Here is a 24,101-nt window from a genome sequence, read left to right on the forward strand (position 1 = left end):
TCCCGTAAATCTTCATCTATTTCATGCCCCTTCGTTTCCTTCCACTATGACTTCTCCGCCGAGAGCCTTGAATATGTCGCACTTGACTGGATCACCACGCTCGCATCCCTCGCGAGCAATTTCTTTGGCTACATTCAGAGCTCCGCCACACATCGAGAGCGAAAATCCCTTCCCACGAAGGAACTGCTTGACTCTATCAGAAAGGCCCGCCGGGTCCGTCCCGTGACTCCCACTTCCGTCCTGGTTCACGACGATCTCCTTACAGCCTTTCGCACAAACGTGGGCGTGACGTTGTTGCCCCTCAACATGCGAATTATCCACTCGAACAGTGGTCGGGCGCCCACCAGTAACTTTCTCGGTTCGGCCCGAGTTCGCTAACCCGTGTGGATCTACTCCCAGAAGGGGATCTCCCTCAACGTAAGCGAAGGTATTAATGCCCCCGTCCAGTCCAATCGGATCACTCTGCGAATACCGCCCCACTGCCGGGTCGTACTCGCGCTGGTAGTTGTAGAACAACCCACTCGCATCCGTCGCCTGCTGGCCCGGGAAGCGCAGCGCCAGCTCGAACACCACGCCATCGCCGTCCGGGTCCGCACTCGGAATCTGGTTGCCGAACACTTCGCTCTTGTTGTTCCACTCCCAGATCGCCACATCACGCACCGGATCGATCACCACGCGCGGCGTACCCAGATGATCCGGCTGCACGTAGGCAAGTTCCGGCACGCCGGTAGCCGGCACATTGATCAGCGCCACCGGGTAGTTGTCCAGCCAGATGGCCTGCTGCTGCACTTGGCCCGTGGCCGAGTAGTTGCCCAGCCACTGCCCGGCCTCATCGTACAGGGTGATCTGCGCTGCGCCACTAGCCGGGGTACGCAGCACGCGCTCACCGCGATGGTTGTAGCTGTAGCTTTCCAGTACAGCATCACCCTGCTTCACCGCGCTCATGCGGTTGGCATCGCTGTAGGTGAACGTCTTGCTGCCGATGCTGGTGGTGTTGCCCGCTGCGTCATGGTTGCGCGCTTCGCCGTCCACCGCAGTCAGGCGATGGCTGGTTGCGGGACAGGTGTAGTTGGCGGGGGCGCCGAGCCCCCGTGCATCCCTCAGCAGGCCTCACCGCACCGAGGTGCCCTGCCATCACTGTGTCTTCCCAACCTGGCTGGGGTACGCCCTGGCCCATATCCAACCCGGTAATTCACGCAGTGGCAGCGCCTGTTTCGCCACAGTCTCCAGCTTGATGATCTCAGTTTCGCCCCGCTTAGTTAATTCTAGTCCGCGCTCCTCGCGGTTTCCGGGCAGGATGAGCTCCGGTTTACTGTTGCTCTTAGCTCTCGTATTCCATCCCGCACATATCCTATGTGACCCAGATGGCAGACCTTCAGCACGTAACGAGTCTTGTCCGGATAAACATATCCAACAACCGGAACCGGAGTAGTACTTGTACCAATTACGGCCCCCCCCTCTGCCGAATCATAAACTTCGATCACGCCCTCCGGCACAACCTCCCTGCCCTTGTGCTCGCAAGAGGTGACAGTGAATACTGAGAAGATAAAAAAAATACAAGGAATCAATTTCATCATCTTTTCCCGCGCTGAATGGTTGATTCATCAGACATCCACCAAAGTAGGTGATTTATTGATTCCGGAAGAATCATGTTCACAGGCTGAAGCTCCTTGCCAATCTCCCGCATGCAATTCTGCAACGGCGTCCCGCAGTTATTATTTATTGCACTGTACGCCCCCTGCGGCCTCGCGAGACATGCCGATAGTTTTGACTCCTGCTGCGGTGTAAGTTCTATTGTGTGCTTAATTCCAGTGCGCAAATTAAGCTGAGATGAAACATAGTTTGTACTTATTGAGTTGCCCGCAGGGCCAAATGAGTAATCGACACCATTTGAAGTTGTCGATATGTGCCCGAAAGAGGAATGCAGCTTTCCATAGCTCGGCAGCCCTCCCTCATAGGGGAGTGGCATCCATACCCAGACATCGACCAGCCCCTTTTCATCGACCTTCGAAAGAGGCTTCCCGGAGGCATACGGGTACGTACCAATCCCTCCCATCAACCCAATCGGATCACTCTGCGAATACCGCCCCACCGCCGGGTCGTATTCCCGCTGATAGTTGTAGAACAGCCCACTCGCATCCGTCGCCTGCTGGCCTGGGAAGCGCAGCACCAGCTCGAACACCACACCATCGCCATCCGGGTCAGCACTCGGAATCTGATTACCGAACACCTCGCTCTTGTTGCTCCACTCCCAGATCGCCACATCGCGCACCGGATCGATCACCACGCGCGGCGTACCCAGATGATCCGGCTGGACGTAGGCCAACTCCGGCACTCCAGCGCTTGGCGCGTTGATCAGCGCCACCGGGTAGTTGTCCAGCCAGATGGCCTGCTGCTGGGCCTTGCCCGTGGCGGAATAATTGCCCAGCCACTGCCCGGCCTCATCGTACAGCGTGATCTGCGCTGCACCACCAGCCGGGGTACGCAGCACGCGCTCCCCACGATGGTTGTAGGCGTAGCTTTCCAGTACGGCATTGCCCTGCTTAACCGCGTTCATGCGGTTGGCATCGTTGTAGATGAACGTCTTGCCACCGATGCCGGTGGTGTTGCCCACCGCGTCATGGCTGCGTACCTCGCCGTCCACGGCAGTCAGCCGGTGGCTGGTTGCGGGATAGGTGTAGCTGGCGGTGCCTGCAGAGGTGGTCAGGGCGGTGCGATTGCCGGTGGCGTCATACGCATAGGTTTCAATCGGCGTGCCGGTCGCGCCGTCCTGGGTCTGGGTCAGGCGACCCAGCGCGTCGTAAGCGTACTTGGCCAGCACCGCCGAGCCTGCGCCGTTCTTCAGCTCGGTGATCGAACCCACCGGGTCATAGCCGTAGCCCAGCGACAGTCCGCCCGCGGCCGGGTCGTGCACCGCCTGCGGGCGATAGTCCAGGTCGAGCGGACGCTGCAGCTGGCGGCCATTGCCATAAGTCCAACCGGTCGCCGGGCCGAAGGCCGCATAGGTCACGTTGTTCACCACGATCTGGCGCGCCTGGCCGGGCCGGGTCAGGCCGATCTGGCTGATGCGCCCCTGGGTATCGCGCACGTAGTCGGCCACACTGCCATCGGGGTAGGTCAGCGCGGTCAGGCGACCCGACTTGCTGTAGGCATAGCGCAGCGTGCTGGCAACGCCGTTGACGGTCTGCACCTTGCGGGTGACCTGGCCGAAGCGGTCGTGGCAGTACTGGGTGCTGCCATTGGCGTGCAGCACCTGCCCCAGCCGTCCCTTCGCGAAGCGCTCGTCGGCGGCACAGGCGGTCGGTGCCACGTCGTAGTTGTAGCCCACGTCCAGGTTGGGGTCCGGGTAGGCAATGCCGATCAGGCGGTTGAGTGCATCGTAGTGATAGGTGGCGGTGACGCCGCGTGCATCGGTAGTGGTCTTGCGGTTGCCTGCCGCATCCACGGTGAAGCTGCTGGCGCCACTGTCCGGGCTGACCTGGCCGGTCAGGTCACCGAACCCGTTGTAGGCGTAGGTGGTATGCAGGCCCTTCGGGTCGGTGACCTGGGTGACCTGGTCCAGCGCGTTGTACTGGCTGCGGATCTCGGCCGCGACGCCGCCGACGTCCTGCAGGGTCTGCGCCAGGCGGTTCAGCGGGTCGTACTGCTGGCTGGTCACGCGCTGCAGGGCGTCGGTGATCGTCTGCGGGTTGCCGTTGGCGTCGTAGACAAAGCCGGTGGCGTGATTGCCTGCGTCCTTCAATGCGGTCAGCTGGCCGAGCGTGTTGAACGTCCGTGCCAGGGTACGGCGCAGGGTGCCGCCGGCATCCAGCGTGTCTTCCTTGAGGCGGTTGCCGGCGTTGTCCAGCGCATAGTGAATGGTGTTGCCCGCACTGTCCGCGATGTCCGTCAGCCTCTGGGCGGCGTCGTAGACATAGGTAACGCTGCTGCCGTCAGGCTCGGTGACCTGTTGCACCTGGCCGGTCGGCCAGTAGCTGATCTGGGTAACGCGGTCCTCGGCTGTAGTGGCACCGCGCACGGTGATCGAGGTCGGCCAGCCACGGGCATGGTAGGTGTAGGCGGTGACCACGCCGTTGGCATCCCTCGCCGACAACGGCCGCCCGAGTGCGTCGTAGGCCAGGGTCTCAACCGTCTGGCCCAGCGCATTGGTCACACTGCGCAGGTCGCCCTTGCGATAACTGCAGGCACCATTGGCCGCGCATCCCGCGTCGTCCGCGGTGTAGTAGGCATAGGTGGAGACATCCGCCACATCACTGCGTGGGCCATCCACGCTACGCAGCAGTCCTACCAGCGGGCACTCCGGGCCCTCTGCCTCACAGTAGGTCTGCGTGGTGACGCGGGTGTCACCGGTCACCATGTCGCGCACCGTGATGGTGGTCGGCTGGAGGCGTGCATTGCGTGCGATGCGGATCTCACGGCTACCGACGGTTTGCTGCACCAGCCGATTGCTGTCCATGGCCACGCGCGTTTCGCTGATGCGCTGATCCGGGGTACCCGCCGCTTCCGTCGTGGTGGTCACGCTGACGGCGCCTGCGGCAGAATCGCTGGCCTCGGCATAGGCGTAGTTGGTGACAACACCACGGCGATCGGTCAACGACTGCAGCCGACGCCGGAAATCGGTGCCCTCGGGCAGATAGGCGCGAGTGATGCTGCCGTTGCTTTCGGTGATGCCATTGACCTTGCGCGGAAGGCCGCTGGTACCGCTGGCGGTCAATGCGTAGGTGCTCTGCTTGCCCAGTGCGTCGGTGACGATGGTGGTGCCTGCCGGGGTGTACTCCAGGCGCACGCCATCAATGCCCACGTCGGCTTGGCTGCAATCGCCGGAATGGCGGCTGCAGGTGACCCGCCCTTGCGTGTCATAGCCGTACCAGCTGTAGCGCTGGTTGTCTTCGGCGGTAATGCCAGTCAGGTAACCCGGGAAGCGGGCGTCTTCATAATGGTAAGTACGACTGGCGCCGTCTGCGTAGGTCGCACGGATCAGTTCGCCGGCCGGTGAATAGGCGTAGCTCACCACAGGCTGGCCGGCGACCATCACCGCGGAGATCAGCGAGTCGTCACCTGGCAGGAGGTACTGAATATCCAGACGCCGCCCGGTTGAATGGGTGACGCTGAGCAGGCGGCCACGGCTGTCGTGCGCATAGGTCAGCGACGTTCCGTCCTCGAAATCGCGACGCTGCATCAGGCCGGTGGAACTGAACAGGATGCGCTCCCCGGCGCGTGAGAGCAGCCAGTTGGAACCCTGCTGCGTTACCCGCTCGCCGCTGCCGTCATTGGCTTCGTAGTAGGCGCCGCGCTTGGGGAAAGCGAGGTGCGTGCCGTCCTGACCGATCCGACCGACCTTCACTTCGGTGCCCGGTGGGAACGTGGTGCTGTCCACACCGACCGTCAACCGCAGGTTGTGCGAGTGCGTCCAACCCGTGCCCAAGGCGGCTCCAGGCGTGCTGGTCAGCGAGTGGTAGTGACGGCGGAAGCTGATCCAGCCCAGATCGAAATCGGGCTCGGGCTGGGTCTTGTCACCTGTTGTCGGGTCGCATGGATTTCCAGGTGCATCACACTGTTGCGCGATCATCGGGCTGTGGTATCGGCGGGTCATCGCCGCCGTCCCCGTCTCAAGCGCCGGGGGCATGCCGCACATCTGCAGATCTTCACGCCACTTCATGATGGTGCTGCTGGTATTGGGGCACTTCACTTCCCGTGTCCGCTGGACAGGGCGTGGCGCTGTCATCGGCTCGCAGGTTGCACTGCCTGCATTGAAGAAGTGGTAGGAAACGGTGGCCACGCCCTGCTCACCCACATTGCTGCCATCGGCGCCGGCACCTGCGCCACCGCCAGGGATCCCCGTCCACGCCTGCGTCATCGAAACCTGCGGCGCCGGGCAGGCGGGCTCCTTGGGCACCGTCAGCCTGAGCGCCTCGAACAGGGCCTCCTCCGAGCCATGCGCCTGGCTGTCGAAGCGGTATGTCCAATCGGTCTTGATCAGCTTCGCGGGTTTGATCGCGTAGTCATAGATGATCTTGTCGGTCAGGGTAGTGGTCCCCCGCATCTCCCAGCTGAAGGGGCCATAGGCCTGATGGGCGGCAAAGCGGGTTTCAATGTCCTTCTGTACCAGCTTCTCCGTCGCGCGGGGCTGGTTGCCGGACGCGAACGCGAACCACTGCTTCTTCACCTCCTGCGCCTGAACCGCAGAGGTGCCCATGCATCCCAGCGCGGCCATCGCCAGCACTGTGCTCGACAGATCCTTCAATCGCTTCAACATCCCTGTTCTCCTTCCTGGACGAACACAGCGCCGGCGGGAACGAGAACGTGGGGCGGTTGCCTCACCACGTCATGCTTCGGATCGTCCCTGGTCCGGAATGCGGGCTGACCGCACGGGGGACGTTATCTCCGATGTGGTTTACACATTCAAGTCAGAAACTGTGGAATGGGTCGGATTTCAGAGTTTTCTGATAAAGCGGGCGGCCGACCGAACAGGCGGCCGAGCGTGGGTCCGGCGCTACAGGGGCCAGTACGCCATATACAGCAACGCCGGGCATGGCCCGGCGTTTCCGTCACAGCATGGAAGGGGTAAACCTCAGTACTTGCCGTCGAACGCGAAGATCGGCTTGCGCTGCTTCCACGCACCGGCGGTGAAGTCCGGGAACTCCAGCGTCTGGAAGCTGTTCGCGATCGACTGCTCGCTCAACGGGGTGATCGCACTCCAGGTCACCGCGTCGTAGATGTCGATCGGCATCGGTGCCTTGGCCTTCAGCGCTTCAACAAACGCATGGATGACGAACCAGTCCATGCCGCCGTGGCCGGCGCTGGCAGCGGTGTCGGCATTCTGCTTCCACAGCGGGTGCTCGTACTCGTCCTGGTACTTCTTGAACTCTTCCCACTGGTGCGGCGGGCTGCGGCCTTCGATGTGGATCGAATGGTTCACGTCCATCCACAAGCCCTTGGTGCCCTGCACGCGGAAGCCCATCGAGTACGGGCGCGGCAGCGAGGTATCGTGCTGCAGCAGGATGGTCTCGCCGTTCTCGCAGGCCAGCGTGGTGGTCACGATGTCGCCCAGCTTGAACTTCACCTTGGTGCTGGGGTGGGTGGTGCCGCCACTCTTGGCCACGGTGTATTCATGCAGGCCGCGCGCCTTGGTCGCGAAGGCGTTGATGTGGGTGAAGCGGTTGCCACGGTTGATGCCGGTGTACATCGCGCACGGGCCGATGCCATGGCTGGGATACAGCTCGCCGTTGCGCTCCACCGAATGCTCGGTGCGCCAGCGTGCTTCGCTCCAGCCCTTGGGGCCGAATTCCACGCCGCTGTCGTAGGGCTGGTTCGGGTCGCCGGAATTGAACTTCACGCCGCGCAGGTCGTGCTGGTAGCCGGCCTGCAGATGCACCAGTTCGCCGAACAGGCCCTGGCGCACCATCTGCAATGCGGCCATTACGTCGCGGCGGTAGCAGACGTTCTCCAGCAGCATGTACGGGGTGCCGGTGCCCAGCTGGGTCTTCAGCACGTCCCAGTGGTCCTGCAGGGTGATGCCGGCCACCACTTCGCAGCCCACGGCCACGCCGGCCTGCATCGCGGCAATCGCCATCGGCGCGTGGTATTCCCACGGCGTGGCGATGATCACGCCATCGATGCCCTTCTGCTCCAGCAGGCGCTTCCACGCATTGGTGTCGCGGTCCTGGCCGTAGGTCTTCGGCGCCGGCTTGCCGGCCTTGGCCACCATGTCCACGGCGCGGCCGAGCATGATCGGCTCGATATCGCAGACGGCAACCACTTCGACGTCGTCGCGGCGCACCAGTTCCTTCAGCAGCACCAGGCCACGCATGCCGGTACCGATCATGGCCAGGCGCACCTTGCGCCCGCGTGCCCAGGCCGGGGTCTGCGGCAGCAGGCTGCTGGCGGCGACAGCGGCACTGGCCGCGATGAATTCCCTACGCTTCATGGCAAACATCTCTCCTCTTGGCAGCGTGCCGGCCGTAGCCGGCACGCCAGGTCACGCAAACGGAATTACTTGAACCGGTAGCCGATGGTCACACTGTAACCACGGCCGAAGATGGTTGCGTAGTCACTGGAGTCACCCAGGAAGCTGTTCGGGTCGTAGAACGGCAGGCGGTTGAACAGGTTCTTGACAGTGAAGCTCAGGTTCCACGCATCATCCGGGCGCCAGGTGACGCTCATGTTGGCGGTCCACCACGACGGCGCGCCGTCACACTTGCTCTTCTGCAGGGCCAGGTAGCCGCCGGTGCAGGTCTCCTTGTTGTTGCTCACTTCATCGACCTGGTCGGTGGCCCACTTGGTGCCGCCGACGTAGTTGACGAACATGCTGGTGGTCACCTGCTTGTAGGTCCAGTCGGCATTGAGCGTGGCACGCAGGCGCGGGTTGTTGTAGTAGCCGACCACGTCGCCGTAGTACCAGCCGTTCTCGGCGTCCATGTAGAAGCGGTTGCGGTTGGCGATGGTGGCGGCCAGGCCGATGTTCAGGTTGCCCCAGTCGCCCAGCGAGAAGCGACTACGCGCATCGATGTCGAAGCCGTCGATCAGGGTCTTGCCGCGGTTCTTGTACTGGCCCACCACGCTGGCCACGTTGCCGGCCGAGTAGCCCGGCAGGTTCGCCGGGCAGCTCACGCCGCTGGCCGGGTCGGCGCACATCGCCGTCAGCTGGGCCAGGTTGGCACGGTCGCTGTCGGTGATCGGCGAGCGCGACATCGAGATGATGTCTTCCATGCGGCGATAGTCCGGCGCGACGATTTCATTGTTGCGGTAGATGAACCAGTAGTCGGCCGACACCGACAGCCAGCTCGCCGGCTCGTAGACGAAGCCAAGGGTGGCGATCTTCGCCTTCTCCGGCTTCAGGTCCTTGTTCGGCTGGGTCATGCGCGCCACGGTGCGGCTGCAGTCGACGTTGAGCAGGGTCTTGCCGAGATCGACATCGCCCGGCCGCTGCGACTTCAGCAACAGGTTGGCGATGGCGTTGGTCTCGTTGCAGCGCAGCTCGTCACGGAAGCCGCCGAGCTGAGCGAACACGCCACCGTTGCCGGACTCGGCCAGGCTCGGTGCACGGAAACCGGTGGAGTACGTACCGCGCAGCATCAGCTGGTCGAACGCCTGGTACTTGAAGCCGATCTTCGGCGCGACGTTGGCGCTGAAGTTCGGGTACTTGTCCACGCGCACCGCGGCATCCAGTTCCAGCTTGTCGGTGATCGGTGCCACGGTCTCGGCGAACAGCGCGTAGGTGTTGCGCTTGCCGTCGAACCACGAGCCGCCCTGCTGGGAAATCAGGCCATTGGCTGCATCGGCGTTGCCCGGGGTGTAGAAGGTTTCGCGGCTGGCGTTGAAGCCGAACGCGGCGCGCATCTCGCCGGCCGGCAGCTGGAACAGCGGGCCTTCGATCTTGCCGTCCAGGGTGTGCAGGCGCGTCCACGACTGGATGTCGAAGGTCGGGAACGCTTCGCGGATCAGCGCAGCGTTGGCTTCGCTGATCTCGCCGAACTTGTACGCCGGGTGGTCGGAGATGATCACGCGGCCCGTGGTCGGATCGATCGAGTACGGGCCGAAGGCCTTCTCGAAGCCCTTGATGTTGACGTTGATCGTCTGGTACGTGGTGGAGTGCGTACCCGCGCTGGCGAACGCGGTCTCCCAGTTCCAGTCACCCCGGTTGCCACGCGCGCCGGCCAGCACGCGGTAGCTCTTGTCGGTGTTGCGCTGGCCGAAGTAGTTCGGGCCAGCATCCTGCAGCAGGTAATTCAGGCCGACCACGCCGCCCATCATCGCCTTCATCTGCGGGCTGGCGTGGTTGTACTCGTTGTTCGGGCCCAGGAACGGGTACAGGAACTGGTTGACGTTGTTGCCGGTGTTGCGCGAGAACCAGCTGGTCGGGTTGCCGGTGGTGGTGCCGTAGGTGCGCGGCGTGCCGCCGTTGGCACGCAGGTCGATGTCGGTGTAGGTCGCCTCGGCGAAGATCTCGGTGCTGTCGCCCACCAGGAACGTGCCGTTGAGGTAGGCCGTGTTGCGCTCGGACTTGGCGCCGGCATCGATCTCGTTGTTCATCCAGGTTTCCCAGACGCAACGCGGTCCGGCCGCTTCACTGGTCAGCACGTTCTTGCAGCCCGGTGCCGCTTCCTGCACGCGACGGCCGGTGACCGGATCGAACGCGAAGTAGCTGCCCGGGTTGAATTCGCCCGGCTTGCTGCCCACGCCCAGGCGCAGGTTGTTGAGGTAGTTCGGGTTGTTGACGTAGTACTGGTCGGGCCGCTTGTCGTAGAAGTCGCTGAGCGGAATCGCGTCGCGGCGGTACATGTTCACCGCGCCGTAGATGTTGAAGCGGTTCTCGGTCAGGTCACCGAAGCCGGCGGTGATGCTGGCCTGGCGCTCGCCGTAGGAATCGATGCGCGACGAGGTGTCGTTGGTGAAGCTGATCTCGGCGCCCTGGAAGTTGCGCTTGGTGATCACGTTGATCACGCCGGCCACCGCGTCAGTGCCGTACACCGCCGAGGCGCCGTCGGTCAGCACTTCCATGCGCTCGATGGCCGCGGCCGGGATCGCATCGATGTTGACGAACTGGGTCTGGAAGCCGGCCGGCGCACCGTAGTACGACAGGCGGCGACCGTTCAGCAGCACCAGCGTGCCCTGTGCGCCGAGGCCACGCAGGTTGGCCTGCGAGGCACCGTCGGAGCCGGTGAACAGCGAACGCGCGTCCTGTTGCGCCGGGCGTGCGGCGGGCAGGTTGTCGAGCACCTGCAGCAGCGTGCGCGCACCCATGTTCTGGATGTCCTGCTTGCTGATCACCTGCACCGGCGACGCGGTTTCAACGTCGGTGCGGCGGATGTTGGAGCCGGTGACCTCGATGCGGGCCAGGTCGGTGGCCTTGTCCTTGCTCTCCTGGGCGAAGGCAGGAACGGCGACCGACAGCAGCACGCCGGCGATGGCCAGCGACAGCGGAGCGATCGAACGACAGGGGGGGCGGTGGTGGCGGGCGGGCAACATCGGGGTTCTCTCCTGGCAGGGGTGCGGCGCAAAAAGTGAGCGCGTGGGCGTTCGGCGGGCAAAACGCTCCCGGGCCACGGCCATGAGGGCCGTAGTCGGAATGGGCGGGGGGAGGAGCGGTGTTACGAGGGAGTCATGGGGCGACGATGCTGGCGGAGTCGCCCTCCTGGCCGATCAGCACGGCGTTGGCCCAGTTGGCACAGACCTGGGCGGGTTGGCTGCCCTGCGCACCCAGCGTGCGCAGGCTCAGGGTGGAAAGGCCTCGGATGTCCAGCTCCGGCTTGACCACGCCGGGCGCCTTCACCAGGCCGCTGCCGTACAGCAGGCGGTTGTCACCCCAGACCTGGAACTGCAGGCCACCGGCGTTGCGGCAGGCGTCGTCGATGCCGAGGTCGGCGCGCAGCAGGTGCCAGCCGCCCTGAAGGCGCAGGTCGATGCGGCTGTTGGCGCCGACACCCAGGCCACGGCGGAACTGCAGCCCGTTCATGCGCATGCCGGCGTCGCCACGGAAGGACTGGTCGGTGCGCACCTGGCTGGCCAGCGCGGCCGGCACCGGCAGCTCGGAGAGATAGCGCTGCCGGGCCGGTCGCTCCGGTTCCTGGTGCTCGAGGATGTGGAAGGTGGACAACGCAATCGGGCCAACGTCGCGTGGCTGCAGCGCATCGAAGGCGCGGGCACTGCCCTGCGCTGCGGTGACCATCGGGTCGGTGCTGCTGGCGCCGTCGCCTTCCGGGTTCTGCACGCTCAGCACGCGGAAGCGCAGCAGTCGGCCGGCATGCGCCGGGAAGTCGATGCGCTGCACGCCTTCCTTCAGCTGCAGGCGGCCGCGGGCGATCGGCTCGCCCCACTCGCCATTGCTGTCGCCCAGGTACACCTCGTAGTCGCGGACCTGGCCGTGCTTCCAGTTCTTGTCGTTGCGCGGCGCGATGTCGATGCCATCGATCATCTTCCGCTCGCCGAAGCCGATCACCCACTCATGCGCGCCGGTGCGCACGGCCTGGTTGCGGACGCTGCGGAACCAGGTGCCCGGATCATCATCGAAGGCATTTTCCAGCGCATGGCCGGGCTCTTCGGCCGGGCGGTTGACCACCAGCAGGCTGTCGGCCGGCAGTTCGCGTCCCAGCACCGGCGCGGCCGGATAGGCATCGTCGGCGGCTGCAGCGGCCACCGCGAAGTCCAGCTGCAGCTGCAGTGGCTGGCGGATGTCCTGTGTGGCCGTGCGCACATGCAGGGTGCCGCGGCGTTCGGCGGCATCGAAATACCAGCCTTCAGCAGCGCCGTTGAAGGCGGCGGCATTGGCCAAAGCTGGCAGCGCACGGCCACCAGCCTGCACCGCACGCGGCGCCTGCCGGCTGAGTACACGCAGACCATAGCGACGCTGCGCCAGCTGGCCGTTGTACTGGCCTTGCACGGCGTCAATCTGCACCTGCACCGGGCCACTGCCCTGTGCCGGCGCCTGCACGCGGATCTGCTGCGTGCTCGATTCGCCCTGCTGGTAGCGGCGGGTGTTGCCGTCGTCTTCGTACAGCGTGTACTGCGAATCGCCCTGCGGGTACAGGTCGAACGTCACCTCATCGAGTGGCTTTTCGCCATCGAACAGCATCGACGGGTACATCGGCAGGATCGCACCGGCACGCACGAACACCGGCAGCGTGGCCAGGTCCACCTGGCGGTCGAGCTGGCGGCCATCGGCGGCGGCCTGCACGCGGCGGCCATCCCAGTAGTCGATCCAGCCACCAGCCGGCAGATGGATGTCGCGGCGCCAGCCACGGCTGGCGGCCTGGCTGCGGTACACCGGCGCCACCAGCAGGTCGCGGCCGAGCAGGAACTGGTACTTGTAGGTTTCATCCTGCGCGTGTGGGTCGCGCGGGTTGTCCCACATCAGGCCACGCACCGGCGGTGCACCGGTCTGCGCGGCCTCGTGCACCAGCCCATACATGTACGGGGTCAGGCGCATCTTCAGCTTCAGGTAATCGCGGTTGATGCTGCGATAGGGCTCGTCGTACCACCACGGGTGCTTGCGCGCATTCGACGACCAGCCGCTCATGCCCATCAGCACCGGGGTGAATGCCTTCCACTGCAGGTCGCGGGTGAAGGTCTCGGCGCTGCCGCCGAAGATCGCATCAACGTCGCCGCTGGCGTAGGCCATGCCGGACAGCCCCGAGCCGACCAGGGTCGGTACGTGCCAGCGGATGTAGTCCCAGCTGCTGCTCTGGTCGCCGGTCCACGCTACGGCATAGCGCTGGATGCCGGCCCAGCCCATCACCGTCCACAGGAACGGGCGCGAATCGGAATTGTCGAGGATGCCGTTGAACGCCTGGCGGTTGGCATCCATCGCGAACTGGTAGCCCTTGCCGGTCCAGGCCACGTCCAGCTTCTGCACGCGGCTGCCGGCCTTGCCCACTTCCCAGGCGATCTTGTCGACGCCGTTCTCGGTCCACAGACCGGTGCGGAAGCCGTACGAGGCCAGGCCCTTCACCGTTTCCGGCAGCTGCTTGTAACCGCAGCCATAGCCATCGTTGGGCAGGATCCAGCCACCGGGCATGTCGTGGGCGCGGTACTGCTTGGCCACGCTGTCGATCACATCCGGCGTGGTGCCGGTCGGGCCGTCACTCCAGCCCTCGGGCACGGTGCCGGGCTTCTTGCTGTTGTCGCCGTCGTTGTAGCAATCGGCATCGCCGTAGGACAGCGCCCAGCGCGCCACCATGTTGGGGCGACCGGTCAGCTGGGTGTAGCGTTCGATCAGCTTCGGCAGATCGGAGCCTACGAAGTAATAGGCATCGAAGCGGTCTTCGCGATGCAGCAGCGTGGCCTGGTCGGCCTCGCGCAGATCGTAGCTGCCATCGCTCCAGGTATTGCGCAACATGCCCCAGCCGCGGCTGCTCAGCAGCATCGGTGCCGGGCTGGGGCGGTCGCCCTCTTCCCAGCCGCCGGAGTAGGACACTTCCAGCTCGCGGCCCTTGAACTGGTAGCGGCCGTTCTGCTGGCCACCGCCGTAATAGCCTTCGTCGGCCTGCGAGGACAGCACCTGCACGCTCTGCGTGGCATCCAGGTCCAGTGGTTGCAGCTCCTGCCAGAGGGCGGTGGGCTGGCCGTTGTCCAGCCGCTCCAGGCGCAGGCGCAGCGGCTGCCGTTGTACATGCAGCACCAGTGCATCGGTGCGCACGCGGAGTTCCTGCGCGTCTTCTTCCAGCTGCGCCTGCACGTTCGCCTTGGGCTGCGGCAGCACGATCGGCGCGGCCTTGTCGCCTGCACCGGTGAGCTTGCCGTTGCGGCCGGCCTGCACGCGGATGATGTCGGTGGCCGGCAGCTCGATGCGGATGCGCGCGCCCTTGTCGGTCTGCAGGTCCCAGCCCTGCACGCCGTCGCGGCTGTCGCTGGCGGCCACCGAACGCAGGTTGCCGACCGGCTCGGCCCGGGCCGGCATGGACGCCAGCATCAATGCCGGCAACAGGGCCAGCATCAGCGGCGAGCGACGAACGCAGTTTTCCACGCGGACTCCCAACCCGTTCACCGGGCGTTTCGAAAGCGGTTGGGCCGACTCTAGGGCAGCGATTCGAAAGATGTCAACAAATTGAAAGGAAAAAGGAAGATATATTCCATTGAAACGAAAGTTGTTGCGTCGCAATACTTTGTGTAAGCGCTTGCAGGTGCCTGTTAAGCGTTGTGCGATACGGCATTTCGTCGATCCTTTCGTTTTCCCGGGCACCTCGCGACGCGGAAAGTCACTCACCCATTTTCTTTCCTTTTACTTTCGATGTTTGACATTTCGAAAGAAAACGCAGATGGTGCGCTGGCCCAACTGGAACCTCCGAATGGACGTCACCCTGCTTTCCGATGTGTCCGCCTGGCAGCGCCTTGGCGGAGCCGATACCGCTACCGAAATCGCCCAGCAGCCTGCGCTGTGGGAAGCCCTCGCACAGGACCTGTCGCGTGCGCGCGACCGCCTGCAGGCCTTCCTCGGCGACAGCCTCAACGATCCCAACCAGCGCGTGCTGTTCACCGGCGCCGGCAGCTCCGGCTTCATTGCCGAGATGGTGGCCGACGCGATCAACGCGCAGTGGCCAGCTGATGTGCGCGTGGTGCACACCACCAGCCTGCTGACCCACCCGGCGCTGTACCTGCAGCGCGACCGCCCGACCCTGCTGGTCTCGTTCGGCCGCAGCGGCTCCAGCCCGGAGAGCGTGGCGGCAGTGGGCCGCGTGCGCAGCGACGTGGATGACGCGCGCTTCCTCGACATCACCTGCAACGCCGATGGCGAACTGGCCCGTCGTGGCGCCGGCCGTGCCGACACCTGCACCCTGCTGATGCCCTCCGCCAGCTGCGACCGTGCCTTCGCCATGACCAGCAGCCTGACCTGCATGCTGCTGGCCGCATTGACCGTGTTCGATCGTTCGCCGTGGGATGCGCGCGTGGCGCGCCTGAAGCAGATCGCCGCGCTGGCCCGCGAAGGCCAGGCACAGTGGGATGCACCGGTGGCGGCGCTGGCGCAACGCCCGTTCAACCGCATCATCTACCTCGGCAGCGGCCCGCTGGAAGCGCTGGCACGCGAGTGCGCGCTGAAGGTGCTGGAGCTGACCGCCGGCCGCGTGCTGGCGCTGGCCAACACCCCGCTGGGCTTCCGCCATGGCCCGAAATCGACGCTGGACGGCAACACCCTGGTGGTGGTGCTGCGCAGCGTGCAGCCGCTGGCGCGCCGCTACGAACAGGACCTGCTGGAAGAGCTGCGCCGCGACGGCGTGGCCGGCCAGGTACTGGCGATCGGCCCGCATTCGGACATCGGCGCCGATGACGAATACCCCCTGATCGTGCCGGCACTGGACGATCCGTGGCTGGCGCCGGTATGGCTGGGCTTCGCGCAGCTGTTCGCGCTGCAGCGCTCGGCCGCGCTCGGGCTGACCCCGGACAACCCGTTCCCGGACGGCACCGTCAACCGCGTCGTCAAGGGCGTCACCATCCACCATGGCTGAGCTGATCGCCCACGCCTGCTACGGCATCGACATCGGCGGCACCAAGATCGAGCTGGTGGCGTGCGATGCGGCGATGCAGGTCACCTGGCGCCGTCGCGTCAGCACGCCGCAGGGCGACTACGACGGTTTCCTGCAGGCGGTGGTGGCGCTGGTGGCCGAGGCAGACGCTGCACTTGGCCGCAGTGATGCGGCCATCGGCATCGCCCTGCCCGGCGTGCGCGACCGCCACAGTGGCCGCCAGCTGAGCGCGAATGTGCCGGCGTTGACCGGCCACAGCGTGGCGGCCGACCTGCAGGCGCGCCTGCAGCGGCCGCTACATTTCGGCAATGACCTGCAGTGTTTTGCCCTGTCTGAAGCACACGGCGGTGCCGCCGACGGCTATCCCAGCATGTTCGGCGCCATCCTCGGCACCGGCGCTGGCGGTGGTTTCTGCGTGCAGGGCCGCCTGCTGTCCGGTTTCAACGGGCTGGCCGGCGAATGGGGCCACTGGAGCGTGCCCGGGCATCTGCTGCAGCGCCACGGCCTGCCGCTGATCGACTGCGCCTGTGGCCTGCAGGGCTGCGTGGAGCGCTATGTGTCCGGCAGTGGCGTGGCGATGATCGAGCGCCACCTTGGTGGCAGCGCCGCCGACGCCAGTGCGGTGATCGCCCTGGCCGAAGCCGGTGATGCGCGCGCGCGCAAGGCGCTGGACATCCATCGCGACCTGCTCGGCCACAGCCTGGCCGCGCTGGTGCTGGCGCTGGACCCGCACGTGATCGTGCTCGGCGGCGGTCTTTCGCAGTACGCGCCGCTCTACGAGCACCTGCCCGCCGCCATCGCCGCCCATCTGTTCAAGGGCGTGCAGGTGCCACCGATCGTGCCGCCACGCTTTGGCGATGCCGGCGGCGCACGTGGTGCTGCCCTGCTCGCCTGCCAACCCTCGTTTTCCTGATGTCCGGAGCCTGACCATGTCCCCGTTGCAGACCCTGCTTGCCTCCCACCGCGCTGGTGCCAACGTCGGCCTGTACAGCGTCTGCTGCAGCAACGAGCAGGTGCTGCGCGCAGCCATGCACGTGGCGCAGGCACATGGCACCGTGCTGCTGGTCGAGGCCACCTCCAACCAGGTCGACCAGTTCGGCGGCTACACCGGCATGACCCCGCCGCAGTACCGCGATTACGTCGGCACGCTGGCCGATGAGGAAGGCTTCCCGCGCGAGCGGCTGATCCTGGGCGGTGACCATCTCGGCCCGAATGCCTGGCAGAAGCGCCCGGCGGCCGAAGCGATGACCCACGCGCGCGTGCTGATCGAAGCCTACGTCGCCGCCGGTTTCCACAAGATCCACCTGGACTGCAGCATGTCCTGCGCCGACGACCCGGTGCCGCTGCCCGATGCCATCGTCGCCGCGCGTTCGGCCGAGCTGGCCGAGATCGCCGAGCGCACCGCCGCCGAACACGGCCTGCCGCCGCCGGTCTACGTGATCGGCACCGAAGTGCCGATTCCCGGTGGCGAAGCCTCGCTGGCCGAAGGCCTGCAGGTGACCACGCCGGCCGCCGCCGCGCAGACCCTGGCCATCCACCAGCAGGCGTTCGATACCCCGCAGCTGCGCGACGCGTGGCAGCGCGTGATCGCGATGGTGGTGCAGCCCGGCGTGGACTTCGACCACAGCAGCGTGCACGAATACGACCCGGCCGCCGCCAGTGCGCTGGCCGATTTCCTCGAACAGCAGCCGCGCATCGTGTTCGAAGCGCATTCCACCGACTACCAGCGCGAAAGTGGCCTGCACGCGCTGGTACGCGACCACTTCGCCATCCTGAAGGTCGGCCCGGCCGCCACCTTCGCCTACCGCGAGGCGCTGTTCGCGCTGGCCGCGATCGAAGCCGAACTGCTGCCGGCCGCACAGTGCTCGCGCCTGCCGCAGGTGCTGGACGAGGTGATGGTGGCGCAGCCGAAGTACTGGCAGTCCTATTACCAGGGCGATGACGCCGCGCTGCGGCTGCTGCGCAGCTACTCCTTCAGCGACCGCTGCCGCTACTACTGGGGCGAGCCGGCGCTGGTGCAGGCGGTGCAGACCCTGTTCGACAACCTGGAGCAGCACGCGCCGCCGCTGGTACTGCTCAGCCAGTACCTGCCGGAGCAGTACCGCGCCGTGCGCGAAGGCCGCCTTGTCAACACCCCCACCGCCCTGGTGCAGCACCGCATCGGCCTGTGCCTGGGCGAGTACGCCCGCGCCTGCAGCGCCAACCAGGCCGGCACCCGCGTGCAGAGCGCAGGTTCGGCTGCCGGCGTTCCTGCGAACGGCTAATCTCTACCTTTTCCCGCGAAACCGAGAATGGCCATGCGCAACACCCGCTCCCGCCGGCAACAGATCCTGCAGCTGCTGATCGAGCACGGCTCGGTACAGGTGGCCGATCTGGTCGAGCGCTTCGGCGTGTCGGCGGTGACCATCCGTGCCGATCTGACCCACTTCGAGTCGCAGGGCCTGGCCAACCGTACCCACGGTGGTGCCACGCTCGTTCGTACGCCGCCGCAGGAACAGGACATCCACGAGAAGGACGCACTGAACCTGCCGCTGAAGGAATCGATCGGTGCGCGCGCCGCGCGCCTGGTGCAGCCCGGCGACAACATCATCATCGACTCCGGCTCGACCACGATGACCCTGGCCCGCCACCTGCGCGCGCATCGCGACGTGACGGTGATGACCAACGGCCTGAACATCGCCTGGGAACTGGCCAATGCCGCAGGCATCACCGTGCTGCTGACCGGCGGCCTGCTGCGCCAGCAGTCGCTGTCGCTGCAGGGCAGCCAGGCCGAGGCCAGCCTCAACTCGTACAGCTTCGACACCCTGTTCCTGGGCGTGGACGGCCTGGACCTGCAGTTCGGCCTGACCACCCACGACGAGGCCGAAGCCCGCCTCAACCACCGCATGGTCGAGCGCGCGCGCCGCATCGTGGTGCTGACCGATGCCTCCAAGTTCGGCCGCGTCAGCCTGCACCGCATCGCCCTGCTGGATCAGATCCACGCCATCATCACCGACGCCGGCATCGACGATGCAACCCGCGAAGGGCTGCAGCGGCTGGGCATCGAAGTGATCATCGCCGAGCCCACCGCATGACCGACACCCGCACCCTGCATGGCCGCATCCTCACCCCGCTGGGTTGGCGGCGTGGTCACGTCCACTTCGATTCGCAGGTGCGCCAGCTGCAGGTGGATGACCACAGCGGCGCTGACGACCTGCAGCTGCCGGTGATCCTGCCCGGCTTCATCGACCTGCATGTGCACGGCGCGGCCGGCGTGGACCTGATGCAGGGCGGCGACGTGGCACGCACCATCGCCCGCACCCATCTGCGCTTCGGTACCACCACGCTGCTGGCGACCACCATGACCGCCGGGCTGGACGAGATCGAGCACGCGCTGCAGGGTGTGGCCGCCACCATGGCGGCGCCCGATGCCGACGCCGCCTGCATTGCCGGCGTGCATCTGGAAGGCCCGTTCATCAGCCCGCAGCGCCTGGGCGCGCAGCCCAACCGCACCATCGAGGCGACGCTGGCGCTGGTGCAACAGCTGCATGCGCTGGCACCGATCCGGGTGATGACGCTGGCCCCGGAAATCGGCGAGCACACCGCGCTGATACCTGCGCTTTCGGCGATGGGCATCCGCGTGCAGCTTGGCCACAGCGCCGGCACCTACGAGGAAGGCGTGGCCGCGCTGCAGGCCGGCGCCTCCGGCTTCACCCACCTGTTCAATGGCATGACCGGCGTCGATCACTATCGCCCGGGCATCGCCGCAGCGGCGCTGGCACATGCACAGTACGCCGAGATCATCCCCGACCTGCAGCACATCCACCCCGGCGTGATCCGCCTGGCCGCGCGTGCGATCCCGCGCCTGTACGCGGTGACCGACGCCACCGCCGCCACGGGCATGCCCGATGGCGAGTACGCGCTGGGCGAACAGCGCGTGCACAAGTGCGGCGGCTGCGTGCGCCTGGCGACCGGTTCGCTGGCCGGCAGCGCGCTGACCATGGACCAGGCGCTGCGCAACCTGGTGCGGGTCGGCCTGGAGCTGGCCGACGCGTCGCAGCGTGTTTCCACCTTCCCCGCCGCGTATCTCGGCCTGGACGATCGCGGCCGCATCGCGCCCGACGCCCGCGCCGACCTGGTGGTGCTGGATGCCGAACTGCGCCTGCAGCAGGTGGTGGTGGGCGGGCGGGTAGTCGATTTGAACGCCGCAAACGCCTGATATCTGCGTTTTTGTAGAGCCGAAGGCAATGGCAGGAGCCATTGCCAACGTCGCTTGCGACGGCCCGGAGGGTGCCGATCAGGACGATCGGCATAGCCAGGCTCGGCTGCTTTTCATACCGACATCGATGACGTCCGTGCCGCGCTTCGCGCGGCAAGCCGAGCATGGCTCGGCTCTACATGAAGCGCGCAAGCGCAATGCCTCAGCCACGCACCATCCCCGTTATTCCAGGAATACGCCGATGACCGCAGCCGCCGCACCTGCCGTACCCGCTTCCACCACCCCGCGCTGGACCGTACGCTACCTGCTCTTCATCGGCGGCCTCGGTGGCCTGCTGTACGGCATCGACATCGGCATCATCGCCGGTGCCCTGCCCTACCTGGAGGCAACGGCCAGCCACGCGTGGCAGCTCAGCAGCCAGCAGCTCGGCTTCGTCGTCGCGGCAGTGCTGCTGGGCAGTGTGTTGTCCTCGCTGTTCGCCGGCATGGTCGCCGACCTGATCGGCCGCCGCGGCGCGATGCTGCTGGCCGGCCTGCTGTTCACCGCCTCGATTCCGATCATGGCGCTGGCTTCGGGCTACACGCCGCTGCTGCTCGGCCGGCTGCTGCAGGGCATCAGTGGCGGCCTGATTGGCGTGGTGATTCCGCTGTACCTGGCCGAAGTGCTCAGCCCCGAACGACGCGGGCGCGGCGCGGCGATGTTCCAGCTGTTGCTGACCGTCGGCCTGGTGCTGGCGGCGCTGATCGGCCTGTACCAGGCCCATGCAGTGGATGCCGCCGCCGAAGCCGTGCGCTCACTGCCGGTCGCGCAGCAGGCGCAGGAGCTGTTTGCGGTGAAGGACCACGCCTGGCGCACCATCTTCTGGACCTGCCTGGCGCCGGGCCTGCTGTTCTGCGCCGGCATCTTCTGGCTGTCCGAGTCACCGCGCTGGCTGGTGCGGCGCGGCCGCATCGATGACGCGCGCCGCAGCCTGCAGCGCGTGCTGCCGGCTGCGGAGGTGGAACCCACGCTTGCACAGATCCAGGCACCGGAATCGCGCAGCAGCAGCGGCAAGCGCGACCCGCTGCTCAGCCGCCGCTACGTGGTGCCGTTCCTGCTCGCCTGCGTGGTGCTGGCCTGCACCCAGGCCACTGGCATCAACTCGGTGCTGGCCTACGCAGTGAACATCCTCAACCAGGCGGGCCTGTCCGGCTCGGTGGCCAATGGCGCTGACGTGGCGATCAAGCTGCTCAATGCGGTGATGACCGTGGTCGCGCTGCTGCTGGTCGACCGCAAGGGCCGCAAATTCCTGCTGATGCTCGGCAGCGGCGGCATCTGCGTGGCCCTGCTGGCCGCCGCCACGCTGTTCTTCCAGGCCGAGCGCGGCCGTACCGACGTGCAGCCGCAGCTGCAGGCGGCGGTCAGCGGCGATGGCCTGCAACTGGTACTGGATGACGCGCAGTGGCAGCGCTTGGGTGTTGGCATCGACAGCGAAGGCAGGCCGCTGCAGCTGACCGTGTCGTATGCCTATGGCGACTTCACCAATGTGCGCGCCCTGCGCAGCGACAATCTGACCGACCGCGAGCTGCGCATCGAGCGTGCCGGCACCGTGCAGCCGGACAGCGTGATCGGCGCGTTCTTCCGCAAACTGCATCTGAACCCGTTCGCCGACCCGGCCAAGGCCGCGCAGGCACCGCTGCGCATCGAGCAGGCACGCATCGGCCCGGTGCCGCCGCCGGCCCACGGCTGGGCGGTGGCCGCCTGCATCCTGGTGTTCGTCGCGTTCTTCGCGGTCGGCCCCGGCGTCTGCGTGTGGCTGGCGCTGTCGGAGCTGATGCCGAACCGCATCCGCTCCAACGGCATGAGCATCGCACTGCTGATCAACCAGTTCGTGTCGACCACCATCGCCGCGATCTTCCTGCCCACGGTGGGCCACTACGGCTACGCCAGCATGTTCGTGTTCTGGGCGGCGTGCACCTTCGTGTTCTTCCTGGTAGCCGCGTTCTGGCTGCCGGAGACCAAGGGCAAGTCGCTGGAAGAGATCGAGGCCCGCTTCGCGCGGTAGCAGTCGACCTGGGTCGACCTCCGCGCGCAGCGCGGGGTTGCAGGCGCGCCCGTCATTCGCCCGTGATGTGCCTGGCCAGCGCCTGCGCTTCGGCAACGCTGGACAGCCCGCTCAGCATCATCGATTCGCCGAACGGTCCCTGCACCGTCGCCACCATCAGCACGCGGCCGTCCACGCTGATCGCCGCCCGCTGGCCCACCAGGGCCGCGGTGCCATCGTGGATGCGCTGGTGCGCCTCCGGCCGATAGCGGATCTGCAGGCCCGGCTGCTTGCCTTCATCCAGCACATAGCGCACATCGGCGATGTCCGCGCTGCCGGCAATCGGCGGCTCGCGCAGGGCCAGCGTCTCGCCCTGCCACTGCGCTTGGGTACCCTTGCCGTCTGCATCGACCGCGCTCAGGCGCACATCCACGCCGGGGCGTGGCGCATGCTCCTTGCCTGCCAGCGCACCGGGCGCGGCACCTGGCATGCATCCGGCCAGCACCAGCGCCGCCCCCAGCAGAAGCGGAAGCGCAACCCTCACTTCAGCTTCCGCAGCTTGAACGCCACAAGCACCTGCAACAGCCCGTACAGCAGGCTGCCGATGCCGATCCACAGCGTGGTCACCGCCACGCCTGCATACGGATTGGCAGCGAACAGCAGGCCCAGCACCACCGCCAGCACGCCACTGAGAATCAGCAGCCACTCGCCCTGGATCTGCTTGCGTACGCGGATCGCGAACACGATGCGATAGATGCCGGCCACCAGCAGCCATGCCGCCAGGAACAGCACCAGCACGCTGGCGGTGGCCAGCGGATTGATCACCGCCAGGATGCCGAAACCCAGCGAGGCGATGGCATACAGTGCCAGCCAGCCACGCGACGCACCGCTGCCGCCGCTGACCAGTGCGAACAGGCTGATGACACCTTCAACGATGGCCATCACGCCCAGCGTCCACGCCAGTGCCATGGCGGCGGACAGCGGCCAGCCAATGGCGATGATGCCGAAGCCCAGCGCAACCAGCCCATACAGCAGCAGGATCCACCAGCTGCGACCCACCGCCGACAACAAGGGAGACAAGGGGGAATTCATGGCCACTCCTTCGATCCGGAACCGGCCTCATCCTAGCCCCTGGCGATGAAGAGGACGATCACGGCACCCGCGCGCACACCCATACCCGCACCTCTTCAGCGCCCACGCAGCGCAGCGTTTCGGCAATCTCCATCACCGTACTGCCGGTGGTCATCACGTCGTCGACCACGGTCAGTCGCGGTGGCACCGGATCGCGTACATCGAACGCATCGAACAGGTTCTCCCGGCGCTGTTCGGCCGTGCGTTCGGACTGCGGCGCCGTATGCCGCTGCCGGTACAGCCCGTGCCAGACCGGCATCGGCAGCAGGCGACACAGTTCGGCGGCCTGGTTGTAGCCGCGCTGGCGCAGGCGGCGCCGGTGCAGCGGTACCGGCACCAGCGGTGGGCATGACCAGGGCGGCGGTGCGCGTCGCATCAACTGCGCCAGCAGGCGGCCGGCCGCCAGGTCCTGATGAAACTTGTAGCGCACCAGCAGCTGGTCGACCGGTGGCAGGTACAACAGGCTGGCATGGGTGGCCGTCTGCGGTGGTGCTTCCTCGCGGCAGCTGCCGCAGACGATCAACGCCGTGTCGGGCAACGGCAACGCACAGCGCAGGCAGGCACGGCCGGACCACGGCAGGTCGGCAAGGCAGGCGCGGCACAGGTCAAGATCATCGTGGCCCGGGTCGCCGCAGACCAGACACCGCAGTGGCAGGAGCACGCGAAGCAGCGCTGCGGGCCAATCCGCCGGTAGAGGGAGGTAGGCAAGAGGCATACCCCAACCTGCCCGCGCAGCGATGCCGGAACCATCACCGGCAACCACACCGGACGGTCAGGAAAGCGGACGCAGTAC

General features: G+C 66.2%; 13 protein-coding genes and 1 pseudogene. 6 read left to right on the forward strand and 8 right to left on the reverse strand.

What is annotated here, in order from left to right; all coding sequences use genetic code 11:
- Positions 1 to 369 precede the first annotated feature (369 nt).
- The 5 genes and pseudogenes from ACZK1G_RS21180 to ACZK1G_RS21200 form a co-directional block, all read right to left on the reverse strand.
- A pseudogene (locus ACZK1G_RS21180) lies at positions 370 to 1,074 on the reverse strand (RHS repeat-associated core domain-containing protein); the annotation flags it as partial.
- Positions 1,075 to 1,573: 499 nt separating this feature from the next.
- On the reverse strand, positions 1,574 to 6,256 hold the full coding sequence (locus ACZK1G_RS21185) for an RHS repeat-associated core domain-containing protein (RefSeq protein ID WP_236251745.1): 4,683 nt from the start codon (positions 6,254 to 6,256) through the stop codon (positions 1,574 to 1,576).
- A 315-nt stretch (positions 6,257 to 6,571) separates the two neighbouring features.
- On the reverse strand, positions 6,572 to 7,927 hold the full coding sequence (locus ACZK1G_RS21190) for a Gfo/Idh/MocA family protein (RefSeq protein ID WP_101766458.1): 1,356 nt from the start codon (positions 7,925 to 7,927) through the stop codon (positions 6,572 to 6,574).
- A gap of 65 nt (positions 7,928 to 7,992) precedes the next feature.
- On the reverse strand, positions 7,993 to 10,968 hold the full coding sequence (locus ACZK1G_RS21195; protein ID WP_197621963.1) for a TonB-dependent receptor: 2,976 nt from the start codon (positions 10,966 to 10,968) through the stop codon (positions 7,993 to 7,995).
- A 133-nt stretch (positions 10,969 to 11,101) separates the two neighbouring features.
- The gene (locus ACZK1G_RS21200) at positions 11,102 to 14,461 is read right to left on the reverse strand and encodes a TIM-barrel domain-containing protein (protein ID WP_197621962.1); all 3,360 of its coding nucleotides are present in this window, start codon (positions 14,459 to 14,461) and stop codon (positions 11,102 to 11,104) included.
- Positions 14,462 to 14,783: 322 nt separating this feature from the next.
- Here ACZK1G_RS21200 and ACZK1G_RS21205 point away from each other — a divergent pair, with 322 nt between their 5' ends.
- From ACZK1G_RS21205 to ACZK1G_RS21230, 6 genes are all read left to right on the forward strand, one after another.
- Positions 14,784 to 15,938: an SIS domain-containing protein gene (locus ACZK1G_RS21205; protein ID WP_101766253.1), complete on the forward strand. Its 1,155-nt coding sequence runs from the start codon at positions 14,784 to 14,786 to the stop codon at positions 15,936 to 15,938.
- Positions 15,931 to 16,869, forward strand: coding sequence for an ROK family protein (locus tag ACZK1G_RS21210; protein ID WP_101766254.1), 939 nt, complete (start codon positions 15,931 to 15,933; stop codon positions 16,867 to 16,869). Before ACZK1G_RS21205 ends, ACZK1G_RS21210 begins: the two co-directional genes overlap by 8 nt.
- 16 nt (positions 16,870 to 16,885) lie before the next feature.
- Positions 16,886 to 18,220: a D-tagatose-bisphosphate aldolase, class II, non-catalytic subunit gene (locus ACZK1G_RS21215; RefSeq protein WP_049444144.1), complete on the forward strand. Its 1,335-nt coding sequence runs from the start codon at positions 16,886 to 16,888 to the stop codon at positions 18,218 to 18,220.
- A gap of 33 nt (positions 18,221 to 18,253) precedes the next feature.
- The gene (locus ACZK1G_RS21220; protein ID WP_014038836.1) at positions 18,254 to 19,030 is read left to right on the forward strand and encodes a DeoR family transcriptional regulator; all 777 of its coding nucleotides are present in this window, start codon (positions 18,254 to 18,256) and stop codon (positions 19,028 to 19,030) included.
- The gene (nagA, locus tag ACZK1G_RS21225; protein WP_101766255.1) at positions 19,027 to 20,154 is read left to right on the forward strand and encodes an N-acetylglucosamine-6-phosphate deacetylase; all 1,128 of its coding nucleotides are present in this window, start codon (positions 19,027 to 19,029) and stop codon (positions 20,152 to 20,154) included. Before ACZK1G_RS21220 ends, nagA begins: the two co-directional genes overlap by 4 nt.
- A gap of 241 nt (positions 20,155 to 20,395) precedes the next feature.
- On the forward strand, positions 20,396 to 22,198 hold the full coding sequence (locus ACZK1G_RS21230) for an MFS transporter (protein WP_197621993.1): 1,803 nt from the start codon (positions 20,396 to 20,398) through the stop codon (positions 22,196 to 22,198).
- A gap of 52 nt (positions 22,199 to 22,250) precedes the next feature.
- Here the strand turns inward: ACZK1G_RS21230 and ACZK1G_RS21235 are convergent, their stop codons facing one another.
- Genes ACZK1G_RS21235 through ACZK1G_RS21245 form a run of 3 tightly spaced genes read right to left on the reverse strand, consistent with a single transcriptional unit; the run spans position 22,251 to position 24,023 of the window.
- Entirely contained in the window at positions 22,251 to 22,721 is a 471-nt protein-coding gene (locus ACZK1G_RS21235) for a SecDF P1 head subdomain-containing protein (RefSeq protein WP_049444150.1), read from the reverse strand.
- Positions 22,718 to 23,269 (reverse strand): HdeD family acid-resistance protein, encoded by a 552-nt coding sequence (locus ACZK1G_RS21240; protein WP_049400854.1) that lies wholly within the window; start codon positions 23,267 to 23,269, stop codon positions 22,718 to 22,720. The genes ACZK1G_RS21235 and ACZK1G_RS21240 overlap by 4 nt, the downstream gene beginning before the upstream one ends.
- 58 nt (positions 23,270 to 23,327) lie before the next feature.
- Positions 23,328 to 24,023, reverse strand: a complete 696-nt coding sequence (locus ACZK1G_RS21245) for a ComF family protein (RefSeq protein WP_049444152.1) — start codon at positions 24,021 to 24,023, stop codon at positions 23,328 to 23,330.
- Between the last annotated feature and the right edge of the window lie 78 nt (positions 24,024 to 24,101).

The sequence above is a fragment of the Stenotrophomonas sp. 109824_Sma genome (genome assembly GCF_056480025.1).